This is a genomic window from Streptomyces sp. NPDC037288, assembly GCF_055603265.1.
In genome coordinates this window covers 150,272-164,207 of sequence record NZ_JBVJVY010000012.1, presented here as the reverse complement: position 1 = coordinate 164,207, position 13,936 = coordinate 150,272, and the positions used below count along the sequence as shown (strand labels likewise).

The 13,936-nt window shown below is 71.0% G+C and carries 16 protein-coding genes; 4 read left to right on the top strand and 12 right to left on the bottom strand.

What is annotated here, in order from left to right; translation table 11 throughout:
- Positions 1 to 20: 20 nt before the first annotated feature.
- The 8 genes from ACZ7GZ_RS17090 to ACZ7GZ_RS17055 all read right to left on the bottom strand — a co-directional run bounded on the left by ACZ7GZ_RS17090 (position 21) and on the right by ACZ7GZ_RS17055 (position 6,389).
- Complete coding sequence (locus ACZ7GZ_RS17090; RefSeq protein WP_471024843.1) at positions 21 to 434, bottom strand: rhodanese-like domain-containing protein; 414 nt, start codon at positions 432 to 434, stop codon at positions 21 to 23.
- The gene (locus ACZ7GZ_RS17085; protein ID WP_471024841.1) at positions 431 to 964 is read right to left on the bottom strand and encodes a cupin domain-containing protein; all 534 of its coding nucleotides are present in this window, start codon (positions 962 to 964) and stop codon (positions 431 to 433) included. Before ACZ7GZ_RS17085 ends, ACZ7GZ_RS17090 begins: the two co-directional genes overlap by 4 nt.
- Positions 965 to 1,033: 69 nt before the next feature.
- Entirely contained in the window at positions 1,034 to 1,081 is a 48-nt protein-coding gene (locus ACZ7GZ_RS17080; RefSeq protein ID WP_309506048.1) for a hypothetical protein, read from the bottom strand.
- Between the two features lie 116 nt (positions 1,082 to 1,197).
- Positions 1,198 to 2,826 carry an FAD-dependent monooxygenase gene (locus ACZ7GZ_RS17075; protein ID WP_471024839.1) on the bottom strand — a complete coding sequence of 543 codons (1,629 nt, stop codon included), beginning with the start codon at positions 2,824 to 2,826 and terminating at the stop codon, positions 1,198 to 1,200.
- Positions 2,827 to 3,002: 176 nt separating this feature from the next.
- On the bottom strand, positions 3,003 to 3,962 hold the full coding sequence (locus ACZ7GZ_RS17070) for an amino acid ABC transporter permease (RefSeq protein WP_471024837.1): 960 nt from the start codon (positions 3,960 to 3,962) through the stop codon (positions 3,003 to 3,005).
- Positions 3,959 to 4,624: an amino acid ABC transporter permease gene (locus ACZ7GZ_RS17065; protein ID WP_471024835.1), complete on the bottom strand. Its 666-nt coding sequence runs from the start codon at positions 4,622 to 4,624 to the stop codon at positions 3,959 to 3,961. The genes ACZ7GZ_RS17070 and ACZ7GZ_RS17065 overlap by 4 nt, the downstream gene beginning before the upstream one ends.
- A 75-nt stretch (positions 4,625 to 4,699) precedes the next feature.
- Positions 4,700 to 5,536 carry a glutamate ABC transporter substrate-binding protein gene (locus ACZ7GZ_RS17060; protein ID WP_471024834.1) on the bottom strand — a complete coding sequence of 279 codons (837 nt, stop codon included), beginning with the start codon at positions 5,534 to 5,536 and terminating at the stop codon, positions 4,700 to 4,702.
- Positions 5,537 to 5,609: 73 nt separating this feature from the next.
- Positions 5,610 to 6,389, bottom strand: a complete 780-nt coding sequence (locus ACZ7GZ_RS17055) for an amino acid ABC transporter ATP-binding protein (RefSeq protein ID WP_471024832.1) — start codon at positions 6,387 to 6,389, stop codon at positions 5,610 to 5,612.
- 290 nt (positions 6,390 to 6,679) lie between these two features.
- Here ACZ7GZ_RS17055 and ACZ7GZ_RS17050 point away from each other — a divergent pair, with 290 nt between their 5' ends.
- Both ACZ7GZ_RS17050 and ACZ7GZ_RS17045 read left to right on the top strand, forming a co-directional pair.
- Positions 6,680 to 7,366: a response regulator transcription factor gene (locus tag ACZ7GZ_RS17050; protein WP_471024830.1), complete on the top strand. Its 687-nt coding sequence runs from the start codon at positions 6,680 to 6,682 to the stop codon at positions 7,364 to 7,366.
- Positions 7,367 to 7,375: 9 nt separating this feature from the next.
- A complete protein-coding gene (locus tag ACZ7GZ_RS17045; RefSeq protein ID WP_471024829.1) occupies positions 7,376 to 8,779 on the top strand; it encodes a sensor histidine kinase in 1,404 nt (467 codons plus the stop codon).
- A 113-nt stretch (positions 8,780 to 8,892) separates the two neighbouring features.
- On the opposite strand, the gene ACZ7GZ_RS17040 is transcribed toward ACZ7GZ_RS17045, so the two are convergent.
- A complete protein-coding gene (locus tag ACZ7GZ_RS17040; protein ID WP_471024827.1) occupies positions 8,893 to 9,891 on the bottom strand; it encodes a TAXI family TRAP transporter solute-binding subunit in 999 nt (332 codons plus the stop codon).
- A 106-nt stretch (positions 9,892 to 9,997) separates the two neighbouring features.
- On the opposite strand from ACZ7GZ_RS17040, the gene ACZ7GZ_RS17035 reads away from it, so the two are divergent.
- Positions 9,998 to 10,426, top strand: a complete 429-nt coding sequence (locus ACZ7GZ_RS17035) for a pyrophosphohydrolase domain-containing protein (protein WP_471024825.1) — start codon at positions 9,998 to 10,000, stop codon at positions 10,424 to 10,426.
- On the opposite strand, the gene ACZ7GZ_RS17030 is transcribed toward ACZ7GZ_RS17035, so the two are convergent.
- The 3 genes from ACZ7GZ_RS17030 to ACZ7GZ_RS17020 form a co-directional block, all read right to left on the bottom strand.
- Entirely contained in the window at positions 10,423 to 11,859 is a 1,437-nt protein-coding gene (locus ACZ7GZ_RS17030; RefSeq protein ID WP_471024823.1) for a hypothetical protein, read from the bottom strand. The genes ACZ7GZ_RS17035 and ACZ7GZ_RS17030 overlap by 4 nt on opposite strands.
- Before the next feature lie 301 nt (positions 11,860 to 12,160).
- A complete protein-coding gene (locus ACZ7GZ_RS17025; RefSeq protein ID WP_471024821.1) occupies positions 12,161 to 12,604 on the bottom strand; it encodes a MarR family winged helix-turn-helix transcriptional regulator in 444 nt (147 codons plus the stop codon).
- Positions 12,605 to 12,681: 77 nt separating this feature from the next.
- A complete protein-coding gene (locus tag ACZ7GZ_RS17020; RefSeq protein ID WP_471024819.1) occupies positions 12,682 to 13,041 on the bottom strand; it encodes a DUF6204 family protein in 360 nt (119 codons plus the stop codon).
- A gap of 119 nt (positions 13,042 to 13,160) precedes the next feature.
- Between ACZ7GZ_RS17020 and ACZ7GZ_RS17015 the strand changes: the two genes are divergently transcribed.
- Positions 13,161 to 13,910, top strand: coding sequence for a PP2C family protein-serine/threonine phosphatase (locus ACZ7GZ_RS17015; protein ID WP_471024817.1), 750 nt, complete (start codon positions 13,161 to 13,163; stop codon positions 13,908 to 13,910).
- Positions 13,911 to 13,936 lie beyond the last annotated feature (26 nt).

Sequence of the window (13,936 nt, the reverse complement as noted above, 5' to 3'; positions counted from 1 at the left end):
GCCGGGCCCCCGGAGTCGGATCAGGGTTTCGCCGGCTCCACCGGGAGTCCCTCCGCCCGCCACGCCTGGAAGCCGCCCACCAGGTCCGTCGCCCGGTGCAGGCCCAGTTGGTGGAGGGAGGCGGCGGCGAAGCTGGAGGCGTAGCCCTCGTTGCAGATCACCACGGCGCGCAGGTCATGGCCGGTGGCCTCGGGGACGCGGTGGCTGCCCTGCGGATCGAGGCGCCACTCCAGCTCGTTGCGCTCGATGACGAGGGCCCCGGGGATCAGCCCGTCCCGCTCGCGCAGGGCCGCGTACCGGATGTCGACCAGCAGCGCCTCGCCCGTCCGCGCCGCCTCGTGCGCCTCACGTGCCTCGATGCGCCGGTAGCCCGCGCGCACCCGCTCCAGCAACTCGTCGACGCCGACGGGCGGTTGGCCGATCGTGCCGCTCACTGCCAGTCCTCCGGGCGTTCGACCTGCTCCAGGCGCAGCACCTGGCCGGTGCGACTGTAGCGGCGGATGCGCGGCAGCGGCGGGTAGTAGGCGTGGACGGAGATCGCGTGTCGGTCGCGGGACTCGTTGAGGACCTCGTGGACATGGTGACGGCCGAAGGCGCGGCCCTGGCCGGCCGGCAGCCGGCGCTTGCGGTCCACGTCCTCGGCGAGTTCCAGGGTCTTCCAGCCGTCGGTCGGCAGCCGGGCGGCGAGCGAGTTCTCCGTGAGCTCGCCGGATGCCGCGAGGAACGCGCCGACCGACTCGGCGTGGTCGTGCCAGCCGGTGCCGGTGCCGGGCGGCCAGCCGATCAGCCAGGCCTCGCTGCCGCCCGGACCCTGCAGCCGCACCCAGGTGCGGCCCTCGGGGTCGAGCGGAAGGGAGGCGATCAGCTCGGTGTCGGCGGCCGTACGCCGCACGAAGTCGAGGAGGTCCGTCTGCGTGGGCGCCGGGCCGACGGGAGGCGAGACGGAAGGAGAGGGGACAGACACGTGCACACCGTCCTGAAGAGGGTTCGCGGAACGGGCGCGCAACGGCGCCCGGAAAAAGGGGAGGCGAATTCAGCAGGACGGGCGACACACGCAGCCCGCATAGCGGACGAGGTCCATATGGACCCTCCGCCACAGGCGCACGCAGGTGTCGGTCATGGTCCGGAGTACAGCATGTCGGTGCACTTCGGTCAACTCACTGTCACCATGTGGACCGAGGGTGACGGGGCGCACGGTCAGCGCACGCCGGAGCCGGCCTCCGCCTCCTCCTTCTCGTTCTCCCTCGCCCTCTCCTTCACTGCGCCGCCCAGCGTCGCCTCCGCCGCCGCGTACAGGTCGGCCGGGCGGACCCCGCTCAGCGCGGTGACCAGGTGGCCGTCGGGGCGCACGAGCAGCACGCTGTGCGCCGGCGCACCCGGGTAGCTCTCGGCGACCAGCAGTTCGGCGGGGTGCGGCAGTGCGGTCACGGCGGCGGCGAGCCGGGGCATCACCCCGGCGGAGACCCAGTGCTTGCGGTCCCACACACCGGTGCCCGGCGCGATCAGGACGACGAGCAGGGCGCCGCGACCGAGCCGGTCGCGCAGCTGTACGAAGGAACCGTCCTCCGCGGTGACCCGTACGTCGGTGACCTGCCCGCCGGGCGGGGTGTCGACCGGGATCTCGGCCTCCAGGTGCCGGGGCGCCAGCGGGGAGTCGGCGTACGCCCCCGGCGCCCCGAGCGGCCCGCGCCCCAGGTGACCGTCCGTGAGCAGCACGTCGTGGCCCCGGGCCGTGCCCGGGACGATCTGACGCAGCCCGCCGGCGCCGCGCAGCACCGGCAGCACCTGGTCGGCTGCCCGCAGCCGGGCGGCGACCAGCGCGCGCCGCTCGGCCTGGTAGCTGTCCAGCAGCGCCTCGTGCGGGCCGCGGTGCCAGGCCACGCCCAGCTTCCAGGCGAGGTTGTCGACGTCCCGGAGGCCTTCGTCGAGCCCCTGGGTGCCGAGTGCGCCGAGCAGGTGGGCCGCGTCCCCGGCGACCAGGACCCGGCCGACGCGCCATCGGCGGGCCAGCCGGTGGTGCACCGTGTGGACACCGGTGTCGAGCAGCTCGTACGCCGGTGCGGGGCCGTCCGTCCAGGCCGCGAGGGTCTCGCGGATCCGGGCCACCAGGATCTCGGGCGTGACCAGGTCCTTGCCCGGCGGCAGCAGCCAGTCCAGGCGCCACACGCCGTCCGGGAGGGGGCGGGCGGTCACCTCTCCGGCCGAGGGCCCGGACTGCCGCCACGGCGGCATCCGATGGAGCAACGCCCGGCCCTCCCACGGCAGTTCCACGCGCAGCGCGGCGACCGCGTGCCGTTCCACCGCCGTACGGCCCGGGAAGCGGATGTCCTGGAGTTTGCGCACGGTGGAGCGGGGCCCGTCGCAGCCGACCAGATAGCTGCCGCGCCACCAGGTCGCCTTTGGCCCACGGGTGTGCGCGGTGACGCCGGAACGCTCCTGCTCGATCGCGTCCAGGCGGCTGTCCACGGCCGTCTTGACCAGCGGCTCGTCGGCGACGGCCGCGCGCAGGGCGCCCATGATCACATGCTGGGCGATGTGCAGCGGGGCGGCGAGGTCGGCCTCGCCGAAGGTGATCTCGCTCATCACCTGCTTGCGCCGCAGGGACCGCCATCCGGCCCAGCGCACGCCGTGTTCCCCGAGCGTCACCCCGGTCAACCGTTCCAGCAGGGCGGCCGTGTCCTCGCGCAGGACAGCCGTGCGCGCCGGGCGGGGTTCGTCCTTGCCGGGGCCCTCGTCCAGGACGACCGACGGCACCTCCTGGCGGGCCAGCGCCAGGGCGAGCGTGAGCCCGACGGGCCCCGCTCCGACGATGATCACCGGGTCCATGAAGCGGTGCCCCCTGCCCGTGACGATGCCCTGACAGGGACAAGTGAACAGGAAGGTGGAGCGGGGTGCACGATCACAGAACGTATGCAACCCATTGGCGGAGTTTGCGTCAAGCGACGGAGGGCAGTGGCGATCAAGCCGCTGCCCCCAGGGGTCTCATGTCACCTGAATGAGCGTCAGTTCCCGTGCCCGCCGCCGTGGTGACCGCCGCCGACGAAGGGGCCGCTGAGGTCCAGGCCGCCGCCGGCACCTCCGGCTCCGGTCGCCGCCGTACCCGCGATGTCCGCCACGTCCTGGAACCCCAGCACCGCGCCGGTCGACTTCTTGCGCCTCCGCAGCCGGCTCTCCAGCCAGCTCGCGAACGAGGTCAGCGAGAAGTTGATGATCACGTAGATCACGCCCACGGCGGTGAGGGAGGCGATGATGTTGCCGTAGTAGCCGGCCATCGTGTTGGCCGAGGCCAGCAGTTCGGGGAAGGTGAGCACCGCGCCGCCGAGGGCCGTGTCCTTCACGATGACCACCAGCTGGCTGACGATCGCCGGGAGCATCGCGGTGACCGACTGCGGCAGCAGGATGAGCCGCATGACCTGACCCTTGCGCAGGCCGATCGCCATGGCCGCCTCGGACTGACCCTTCGGCAGGGTGAGGATGCCCGCGCGGACGATCTCCGCGAGCACCGACGCGTTGTACAGCACCAGACCGGTCACGACCGCGTAGAACGGACGGTCGTCCGAACTGACGTCGGTGTACTGGGCGAAGAGGGCGAGCCCGAAGATCATCAGGACCAGGACGGGGATCGCACGGAAGAACTCGACCACGATGGCGGCCGGCACACGCACCCACACATGGTCCGAGAGCCGGGCGATACCGAGGACGGCACCCAGCGGAAGCGCGATGACCATCGCCAGCGCCGCCGCCTTCAGGGTGTTCTCCAGACCGGGCCAGATGTACGTCGAGTAGGCCTCGGTGCCGCTGAAGAAGGGCTTCCACAGCGCCCAGTTCAGTTGTCCCTTGTCGTCGAGGGCCTTGTACACCCACCACACGACGGCCGCGAGGACGACCAGGAAGAGGGCCGTGTACCCGACGTTGCGCCGCTTGGCGCGCGGACCCTGGGCGTCGTACAGGACCGAACTCATCGCTTCACCGCCACCTTCTTGCCGACCCAGCCGAGGATCAGACCGGTCGGCAGCGTCAGGCAGACGAACCCGAAGGCGATGACCGCGGAGATCGCCAGCAGCTCTGCCTCGTTCTCGATCATCTTCTTCATCAGGAAGGCCGCCTCCGCCACACCGATCGCGGCGGCCACCGTCGTGTTCTTCGTCAAGGCGATCAGCACGTTGGTCAGCGGGCCGACGGCCGCGCGGAAGGCCTGCGGCAGCACGACCAGGAACAGCACCTGGGTGAAGCTCAGACCGATGGCGCGGGCGGCCTCCGCCTGGCCGACCGGCACCGTGTTGATGCCGGCCCGGATCGCTTCGCACACGAAGGTCGCGGTGTAGACGATCAGACCGAGCACGGCCAGCCGGAAGCCCTGGACCTGGAAGTCTTGCGCGCCGAGGGTGATCCCCAGCGTCTGGCTGAGGCCCAGCGAGGAGAACAGGATGATCACCGTGAGCGGGATGTTCCGCACGATGTTCACGTAGGTGGTGGCGAAACCGCGCATCAGCGGTACCGGGCCCACCCGCATGGCGGCCAGCAGAGTGCCCCAGACCAGGGACCCAGCGGCCGACAGCAGCGTCAGCTGCACCGTCGTCCAGAAGGCTCCCAGCACGTCGTACTTGTCAAGAAAGTCGAACACGATCTCCCGCGCTTCCGCGTGTAAGGATGCCCCGGTGCGCCGCCGTCAGGAGCGGCGCACCGGGCGGGGGTTGCCTCAGCTCTTGATGTCGCCGATCTTCGGGGCGGGCTCGTTCTTGTAGTTGGCCGGGCCGAAGTTCTTCTCCACGGCCGTCTTCCAGGAACCGTCGGAGACCATCTCCTCAAGGGCCTTGTTGATCTTGGCCTTGAGGTCGCTGCCCTTCTTGACGCCGATGCCGTAGTTCTCGTTGGTCATCTTGAAGCCGCCGAGCTTGAACTTGCCCTTGAACTGGGCCTGGGCGGCGTAACCGGCGAGGATCGAGTCGTCCGTGGTGAGGGCTTCGATGGCGCCGCTCTGCAGGCCCGAGAGGCAGGCCGAGTACGTCGGGTACGTCTGGAGGTTGGGCTTGAGACCCAGCTTGGTCTTGAGGTTCTGGGCCGAGGTGGAGCCGGCCACCGAACACAGGTTCTTGCCGTTCAGGTCCTTGGGGGACTTGATCTTGTCGTCGTCCGCGCGCAGCAGCACGTCCTGGTGGGCCAGCAGGTACGGCCCCGCGAAGTCGACCTTCTGCTGACGCTCCGGGGTGATCGAGTACGTGGCGGCGATGAAGTCGACGTCACCGCGCTGCAGCATGGTCTCGCGGTCGGCGCTCTTCGACTCCTTCCACTCGATCTGGTCGGCGCTGTAACCGAGCTTCTTGGCGACATAGGTGGCCACGTCGACGTCGAAGCCCGCGTAGCCCTGCGGGGTCTTCTGGCCGAGGCCCGGCTGGTCGAACTTGATGCCGATGGCGATCTTCTTGCCGCCACCGGAGGAGCCGTTGTCGTCCTTCTTGCCGCCACCGCACGCGGTGGCGCCCACCGTGAGGGCGAGTACGGCGGCCGAGGCGGCGGTGACCTTGCGGAGCTTCATGCTGAACATCCTTCGAATGGTGCGGAACGAGGTCCGTTGGAAAGGCGACCCAGGGCGTCCGGGTGGCGCGCCGTCAGTGGTGCAGGATCTTGGACAGGAAGTCCTTGGCCCGGTCGCTGCGCGGGTTGCTGAAGAACTGGTCGGGCGCAGCCTGTTCGATGATCCGGCCGTCGGCCATGAAGACCACACGGTTCGCAGCCGATCGTGCGAAGCCCATCTCGTGGGTGACGACGACCATCGTCATGCCCTCGCGGGCGAGCTGCTGCATGACCTCGAGGACCTCGTTGATCATCTCGGGGTCGAGGGCGGAGGTCGGCTCGTCGAAGAGCATGACCTTCGGGCCCATCGCCAGCGCCCGTGCGATCGCCACGCGCTGCTGCTGGCCGCCGGACAGCTGGGCGGGGTACTTGTCGGCCTGGGTGCCCACGCCGACCCGGTCGAGCAGGGCCCGGGCCTTCTCCTCGGCCTGCTTCTTGTCCGTCTTGCGGACCTTGAGCTGCCCCAGCATCACGTTCTCGAGCACGGTCTTGTGCGCGAAGAGGTTGAAGGACTGGAAGACCATCCCGACGTCCGCGCGGAGCCGGGCCAGCTCCTTGCCCTCCTGGGGCAGGGGCTTGCCGTCGATCGTGATGGTGCCCGAGTCGATCGTCTCCAGGCGGTTGATGGTGCGGCACAGAGTCGACTTTCCGGACCCGGAGGGCCCGATGACCACAACGACCTCGCCGCGGGCGATCGTCAGGTCGATGTCCTGGAGTACGTGCAACGCGCCGAAGTGCTTGTTGACGCTCTTCAGGACGACCAGTTCGTCGGACGTGACCACAGTGTCTTCCTTGGTCACCGATACTTTGGTCATCGCTCTCGGGCTCCGTCCTCCTCGGTTTCGGAGGACAGTAGTGAGGCGCTGTGACCTGCGTCATCACATCTGAGGGAGATCTGAGCATCACGATCCGATAGCAAACGGACACGTGTCGTAGCACTTGCCCTTCCTGCGCGTATCGGCCGGATAACGGAACCGGCGGGCAACCGGAACGCTCTTGACGCCGTCCTAGTCCATCGGCGTCACTGCCATGGTGCACGCGCGCGTGAGCCGCACATCGCGCGCGAACGCCAGACCGTACGACCGCTGAACCGGAGGGGGCCGGAATGAGACTGCTGCTCGTCGAGGACGACAACCATGTCGCCGCGGCCCTGTCCGCCGTGCTCGCGCGACACGGCTTCGACGTCACCCACGCGCGCAGCGGCGAGGAGGCCCTCCAGGCGCTCGTGCCCGAGGGTGCCGGCTTCGGCGTGGTCCTGCTCGACCTGGGCCTGCCCGACCAGGACGGCTACGAGGTCTGCGGCAAGATCCGCAAACGCACCAGCACCCCGGTGATCATGGTCACCGCGCGTTCCGACGTCCGCTCCCGCATCCACGGGCTCAACCTGGGCGCCGACGACTACGTGGTGAAGCCGTACGACACCGGCGAACTGCTCGCCCGTATCCACGCCGTCAGCCGGCGCACCGTCCAGGAGGAGCCGGGGACCGGCAGCGAGAGCGCCCTGCACCTCGGTCCCGTGCACATCGAACTGCCCACCCGGCAGGTCACCGTGGGCGGTTCGCTGATCCAACTGACCCGCAAGGAGTTCGACCTGCTCGCCCTGCTCGCGCAGCGCCCCGGCGTGGTCTTCCGGCGGGAGCAGATCATCAGCGAGGTCTGGCGCACCAGTTGGGAGGGCACCGGCCGCACCCTGGAGGTGCACGTCGCCTCCCTGCGCGCCAAACTGCGCATGCCCGCGCTGATCGAGACCGTACGCGGCGTCGGCTACCGGCTCGTCGCCCCGGCCGCCTAGCGGGGACGGGTGCGCGCACGTCTGCTGCCGCTGCTCATCGTCCTGATGGCGGCCGTCCTCCTCGCCCTCGGGCTTCCGCTCGCCCTCAGCCTGGCCGCCGCCCAGCAGCAGAAGGTCGTCGTCGACCGCATCGACGACACGGCACGTTTCGCGGCGCTCGCCCAGTTCGTCACCGCCGGCCCCAGCGGATCACGCCGCACCGGCACCGACGAACGCCTGGAGGCCCTGCGCAGCGAACTGGACAGCTACTACGGCGTCTACGGCATCCGTGCCGGCGTCTTCTACCGCAACGGCTCGGCGATGGCCAACGCCCCCGGCGACTGGTTCGTACCGCGGAGAGGGGAGATGCGGGAGGCCTTCGACGAGGCGCTGCTCAGCCGGCGCAGCCACGACCCCAAACAGGTGTGGCCCTGGCAGCGCAGCCGGCTGGTCGTCGCCTCGCCGGTGATCCGGGACGGGGACGTCGTGGCGGTCGTGGTCACCGACTCGCCCACCGGGCAGATGCGTTCGCGGATCCTGCGGGGCTGGCTGCTCATAGGCGCCGGCGAGAGCGCGGCGATGCTGCTCGCCGTCGGCGCGGCGCTGCGGCTGACCGGCTGGGTGCTTAAGCCGGTGCGGGTTCTGGACGCCACCACCCACGACATCGCCACCGGGCGGCTGAAGTCCCGGGTCGCGGTCGCCGGCGGTCCGCCGGAACTCAGGCGGCTGGCCCGTTCGTTCAACGAGATGGCGGACAACGTCGAGGACGTGCTGGAACAGCAGCGCGCCTTCGTCGCGGACGCCTCGCACCAGTTGCGCAACCCGCTCTCGGCGCTGCTGCTGCGTATCGAACTGCTCGCCCTCGAACTCCCCGAGGGCAACGAGGAGATCGCCTCGGTCCGCACCGAGGGCAAGCGGCTCGCGCAGGTCCTGGACGACCTGCTCGACCTGGCGCTGGCCGAGCACGCCGACGCGGATCTGACGCTGACCGACGTCGGGGCGCTCACCGAGGAGCGGCTCGCCGCCTGGTCGCCGGTCGCCGAAGCCAAGGGCGTCCGGCTGACCGGGGACTGCCCGCCCACGACCGCCTGGGCGGACCTGATCACCCTGTCCAGCGCCCTGGACGCGGTGATCGACAACGCCGTGAAGTTCACCCCCGAGGGCGGCACGGTGGAGGTCACCGTCACCGCCGACGGCGACACCTCCACGGTCGTCGTCACCGACACGGGGCCCGGCCTCACCGACGAGGAACTCGCACGCGTGGGCGACCGGTTCTGGCGCAGCGGTCGCCACCAGAACATCAAGGGCTCGGGTCTGGGCCTGTCCATCACCCGAGCCCTGCTGGCGGCGGGCGGCGGCTCGATCGAGTACGCCCACCACGAGCCACGGGGTCTGCGGGTGGCGGTGTCGGTGCCTCGGCAGCAGGACTCCTGAGGAGGGAGCCGGGCCGGGGGCCGGCGTCCCTGGCCCCCGTGCCGACGCCCGCTCGTGCCGACGACCGCTCCCTGTCCCCGGGGCCCGCTGGTCCCAGGCCTCGCTTCGGGCTCCTAGGGCTTCATCGAGCGGTAGTAGCGTCGGGCGCCCTCCTGCAGGGGCAGGGGGTCGGTGTAGATGGCGGTGCGCAGGTCGACCAGTTGGGCGGAGTGGACGTGGGCGCCGATGCCGTCGCGGCTCTTGATGACGGTGCGGGTCACCCACTCGGTCAACCGGGGGTCGACGTCCGTGCGGGTCATCAGGAGGTTGGACACGGAGATCGTCGGGATCTCACTGCCCTGTTGCACGGTCGGGTAGGCCGACTCGGGGATGTTGGTGGCCCGGTAGTAGCGCGCCGCCTGGCCCTCGTCGTGCAGCTTGGTGACGAGGTCACCCTCGATCGGCACGAACTTGAAGGCGGACTCCTTCGCCAGCGTGACCAGCCCCTTGGTGGGCAGACCACCCGACCAGAAGAAGGCGTCGATCTTGTGCTGTGCCAGCCGGTCGGGCCCGGTGCCGATGCCGTCCGCGGCCGGGATGATGTCCTTGCGCGGATCGATGCCCGCGGCCTTCAGCACCCGCTCGGCGATCAGCCGCACCCCCGAGTCGGGCAGCCCGGTCGCCACCCGCTTGTGGCGCAGGTCCGCGATGTTCCTGATGTCCGAGTCGCTGCGCACGACGAGATGGACGTAGTCGTCGTAGAGACGGGCCACCCCGCGCAGTTGCCCGGCACCACGCCTGTGCCCCAGTTGGTACGCCTCCACCGCGTCGGCCGCCGCGATGGTGAAGTCGGCCTCGCCGGTGGCCACCCGCTGCACGTTCTCCTGCGAACCGGCGCTGTTGAGCAGCTTCACCTTCAGGTCGGGCATGTCCTTGGCGAACTCGGCGCGCAGCCGCTCGCCGTACTCCTGGTAGACCCCCCGGGGGGTGCCCGTGCTGAAGACGATCGTCCCGCTCGGCGGCTTCTCGCCCAGCGGCAGCAGCCACCACAGCAGCAGCCCGAGCACCACGGCACCGGCGACCGCGGCCGGCAGCGCCCGGTGCCGGCTGATTCGGGGGAACACCTTGGACATGCGGCGATCCTGCCAGGCCGGGAGCGCCCCTGACCAGGGCCGAGGTCACTCCGGACCCGGAGGCGGACCGCGGGGTTCTGTCAGTGGCGGCCGTTACAGTCGTCGCATGAGCACTTCTCCCGCCGACCTCGTCCGCGAGTTCCACCGCGCCTTCGGTCTCGCCGCCCGCAGTACGCCGACGGAGGTGGACCCCAAACTGGCCGCGCACCGTGGGGAACTGCTCGCCGAGGAGGCCGCGGAGGTCGCCGAGGTGGCGGTCGACGGCCCGCTGGACAAGCTCGCACACGAACTGGCGGACGTGGTCTACGTGGCGTACGGCACGGCTCTGGTCCACGGCATCGACCTCGACCAGGTGATCGCCGAGATCCACCGGGCCAACATGAGCAAGCTCGGCCCGGACGGGCAGGTCGCCCGCCGGGCCGACGGCAAGGTCCTCAAGGGGGAGCACTACCGGGCACCGGACGTGTCGTCCGTCCTGCGCCGCCAGGGCTGGATACCGGCGGCGCAGGACGGCGCTTCGCGGACGGGCGCCTAGAAGGTGCCGCCCGCCAGCTTCCACTCGCGGTTCAGGGTGCCCAGCGGGATGCTCCGCTGGATGACCGGTGTGCCGAAGACGGACAGCTGGAGCCGCAGGGTCCCGGACAGGTCGACCCCGCCGTACACGTCCCAGGTGCCCTTGGCCTTCGCCCCGCCGCCGTCGGAGGAGGCGGTGACCGTGCCGGAGGCCTCCCCGCGCAGATACGGGGCCAGGTCGGCGGTGACACCGACGGCGCCGTAGAGGCCGACCGAGGCCTCGGCGCCCAGCGCCGTCTTCACGGTCCCGGCGGTGGTGACGGAGGCGCGTACGGGCGTGCTCGTCATGTCCGACGAACTGACCGGCGTCCATCCCTTGGCCAGCCCGAAGGTGCCGCCCGCCTTGAAGTCGCCCTTGAGGTTCTGCTCGACGTCGACGGTGACCTTTCCGTCACCGCTGATGTGGAAGTAGCAGGTCAGATCGAGGTTGACGACGACGGGGACGGGGCCGACCTGGAGGACCGGGTCGGCGTGCAGCTTGGCGAACGGGATCCGCAGCGGGGTGCCGGTGCTCATGGCGGCCCGCCCCTTGACCGCCCAGCCGGAGGTCCAGTCGCCGGACACACCGAGGTAGGCGGAGCCGGGCGGCGCGTCGGTGCCGGCGCCGCCGTAGGTGAAGTCGACCTGCGGGGCGACCTGGACGAATCCGTGCACCGAGGCGGTGGCCGAGGCCGGGGTGTCCTGGGCTGTCGGTATCCCGGCGCTCACGTCGAGGCGGAGGCTGCCGAGCGGCACCGTCGCACCCTTGGGGCCGACGTGCACGTCACCGGCCTTCGCCCAGGACACCTTCACGTCGGGGAGCAGCTTGTCGACGGTGAAGGACGACGGGTCGACCGGCACTTCGCCCTTCGCCGTCTCGTCGCCGAGCAGCGCGTTGAGCGTGGCCGGTTCCGTCTGCACCTCGGTGCCGCCGTCCTTCTCGCCGACCACCTTGGTGACCTTGGCGAGCAGCCCGTGCGGTGCCCCGGGCGCGGGCGCACTGGCGATCACGTCGCCGACAGCGGCCTTGTGCGGGGCACCGGAGGGGGCGGCGGAGGGGGAGGGAGAACCGTGTGAACTCCCCCTGTGCGCGGGCTTGTCGGAGAGTACGGCCCGCCGGGTGCGGCCGTCGTACGAGCTGATGGCGAGCGCCGTCTTGTGCGCTCGCCGTCCGGAACCGGCCGGTCCCGCCGTGGCGGTGGCGGTGGCGGCGGTGGTGGGAGCGGCGGCGACGGCGAGCGAGCGGTCCGCGGCGTCGGCGGGTTTGTCGGCGACCCTGACCTGCGGGCGGCCGCTCCCGGTGGTTCCCGACGGTTCGGCGTGCGGTGTGGGCGAGGAGCAGCCCGCGGCGAGGAAGAGGGCGGATACGGCGAGGGCGGGCAACAGGGCGCGTCTGTGCCGCATGCGTCTGCGCATGGAAGGTCCTGTGTGGAGTGGGGGGTGGCAGAGAGGTACCGGGCAAGTGGGCTACTCACAGGTAGAACCAGCCGGTAACTCGTGACGAGCCCTGAGCATGCCATGCCCTTGTACGGGGTTCCCTCACAAACCGGCCACAACTCAACGTGACCTGCACCACGGCGAGTTCGAGTCGGCCGTGACGCAAATCGCCGGGACGGCGGGCGGGTTGGCGGGGCGGGTTGCGGAGCGGCCGCCGCCCGGATGCCGGTCGAGGCCGGAGCGGTGCGGGGGCGGCCGCGGTCGGGCCGGGGCCCGACGGTCAGCGGCCGGTCAGGCCCGTGCCGCCGAGGCGGGCCAGCAGTGAGGACAGCTGTGTGATGTCCTCGACGTTCCAGGCCGGATCGGTGAAGATCTCGGTGGCGGTCTCCTCGGCCGTGGCGTGCATCTCCCGCAGTCGCCGTCGGCCCGTCGTGGTCAGCGACGCGTAGGCCACGCGCGCGTCCCGGGCGTCCGCTTCGCGGGACACCAGCCCGATCCGCTCCAGCGGGACCAGTCCGCGGGTGACCCCGGAGGCCGTCAGACCCAGTGCCTCGGCCAGGTCGACCCGGCGCATGCGGCCCCCGGGCGCCTGTCCCAGCCGTAGCAGCAACGTGAAGTCGGCGAGGCTGACGCCGTGCAACCCGCTCAGCCGGGAGTCGAAGCGCCGTACGAGCGCCGCCTGGGCACGTACCAGCCGCAGTGCCGCATCCAGGGTGTCACTCATCGCCGCAGCTCACGCCCCTTCCGCCCTCGCCTCGGCGTAGCCGCCGCACTCATTGCCATATCCTTGAGTGCTCAAGTTTATGGCCTGCTCGAACGGGCCGCGCGCCGCTGCCGCTTGCCCATCGGCGCCTGGGAGAGGTCCTCGGCGGTGGAACGGAGGCTCTTGAAGCCGTATCCGCGCTCGGTCAGCCAGGCCTTCGCCGCCTCCTCGGCCCGCTCGGTCGCCTCCAGGATGTCCTCCTCTTCCTCCCCGGTGCCGGAGAAACGGAAGACGAAGGCCGGGCGGGCGGCGATGTCGTAGGTGAGGTTGCCCTCGGGCGTGAACGCGGCGCGCAGCACGTCGTGCTCGGCGGCGTCGGCCAGCAGCGCTGCCCGCTGGGCGTCGGTGAGGCCGTCGAAGACGCCGCGGACGGTGATCCGGAAAGTGCGAGTACCCATCCCGCGACCCTAGGCTCAGCGGGCCCGCCGCCTCCACCGGGTTTCCGCGGGCCCGCGGCCCGCCCGGCCCGGCTCTTCCGGAGCGCCTAAGCTGGAGCCGTGGAGGCGGTGGCTGTGCCATGCGGTACGTGGCGGTGAGTGCGCTGAGCCATCCCGGGCTGCTTCGCGAGCGGAACGAGGACAGCCTCGTGATCGGGCCGTGGACCCTGTGCGCCACGGTGACGGAGAGTCCGCAGACCCTGGCCTTCCCGCTCGGCACGCCCCTTGTCGTCGCCGTCGCCGACGGGCTCGGCGGGCATCCCGGAGGGGACGTGGCCAGCGCCCTGGTGGCCCGCCGCATCGCGTCCGTCGGAGCCGCCATGAGCAGCGAGGACGCCGTCCGCGACGCCTTGAAGGCCTGCAACCGTGCCGTGTACGAGGCCGCAGGCGGCGACGCGGGAGGCGCGCTGGCCGCCATGGGGACGACGATCGCCGGCACCATCGTGCAGCCCGGCTCCCTGCTGGTGTTCAACGTGGGCGACAGCCGGGTCTTCGCGGCCTCCCGCGACGGGTTGCGCCAGGTGAGCGTCGATGACAGCCCTCCGCTCGAACCCGGCCGGCGCACCACGTCCATCGTCACCCAGTGCCTCGGCGGCAGCCGCTCGTACCGCGCCATCCTCCCGCACGTGACCGCCGCGCCCCTGTCTCCCGGCGACCGTTACCTCGTCTGCACCGACGGTCTGACCGATCCCGTGCCGCAGGACGTGCTCGAGGAGGTGATGCGGGAGCACGACGACGGCCGGGCGGCCTTCGAGCTGTGGAAAGCCGCCATCGGGGCGGGCGGCCCCGACAACATCACGGTGGCGGTCGTACAGATCGCGGACGCATAGGGGTCGTCGGGGGAGCGGCGGGAGGC

Bases quoted from the DNA above. Each gene is read 5' to 3' on its own strand.
- ACZ7GZ_RS17075 (WP_471024839.1), bottom strand. From the start codon at position 2,826: ATGGACCCGGTGATCATCGTCGGAGCGGGGCCCGTCGGGCTCACGCTC.
- ACZ7GZ_RS17070 (WP_471024837.1), bottom strand. From the start codon at position 3,962: ATGAGTTCGGTCCTGTACGACGCCCAGGGTCCGCGCGCCAAGCGGCGC.
- ACZ7GZ_RS17060 (WP_471024834.1), bottom strand. From the start codon at position 5,536: ATGAAGCTCCGCAAGGTCACCGCCGCCTCGGCCGCCGTACTCGCCCTC.
- ACZ7GZ_RS17055 (WP_471024832.1), bottom strand. From the start codon at position 6,389: ATGACCAAAGTATCGGTGACCAAGGAAGACACTGTGGTCACGTCCGAC.
- ACZ7GZ_RS17050 (WP_471024830.1), top strand. From the start codon at position 6,680: ATGAGACTGCTGCTCGTCGAGGACGACAACCATGTCGCCGCGGCCCTG.
- ACZ7GZ_RS17040 (WP_471024827.1), bottom strand. From the start codon at position 9,891: ATGTCCAAGGTGTTCCCCCGAATCAGCCGGCACCGGGCGCTGCCGGCC.
- ACZ7GZ_RS17035 (WP_471024825.1), top strand. From the start codon at position 9,998: ATGAGCACTTCTCCCGCCGACCTCGTCCGCGAGTTCCACCGCGCCTTC.
- ACZ7GZ_RS17030 (WP_471024823.1), bottom strand. From the start codon at position 11,859: ATGCGCAGACGCATGCGGCACAGACGCGCCCTGTTGCCCGCCCTCGCC.
- ACZ7GZ_RS17025 (WP_471024821.1), bottom strand. From the start codon at position 12,604: ATGAGTGACACCCTGGATGCGGCACTGCGGCTGGTACGTGCCCAGGCG.
- ACZ7GZ_RS17020 (WP_471024819.1), bottom strand. From the start codon at position 13,041: ATGGGTACTCGCACTTTCCGGATCACCGTCCGCGGCGTCTTCGACGGC.
- ACZ7GZ_RS17015 (WP_471024817.1), top strand. From the start codon at position 13,161: ATGCGGTACGTGGCGGTGAGTGCGCTGAGCCATCCCGGGCTGCTTCGC.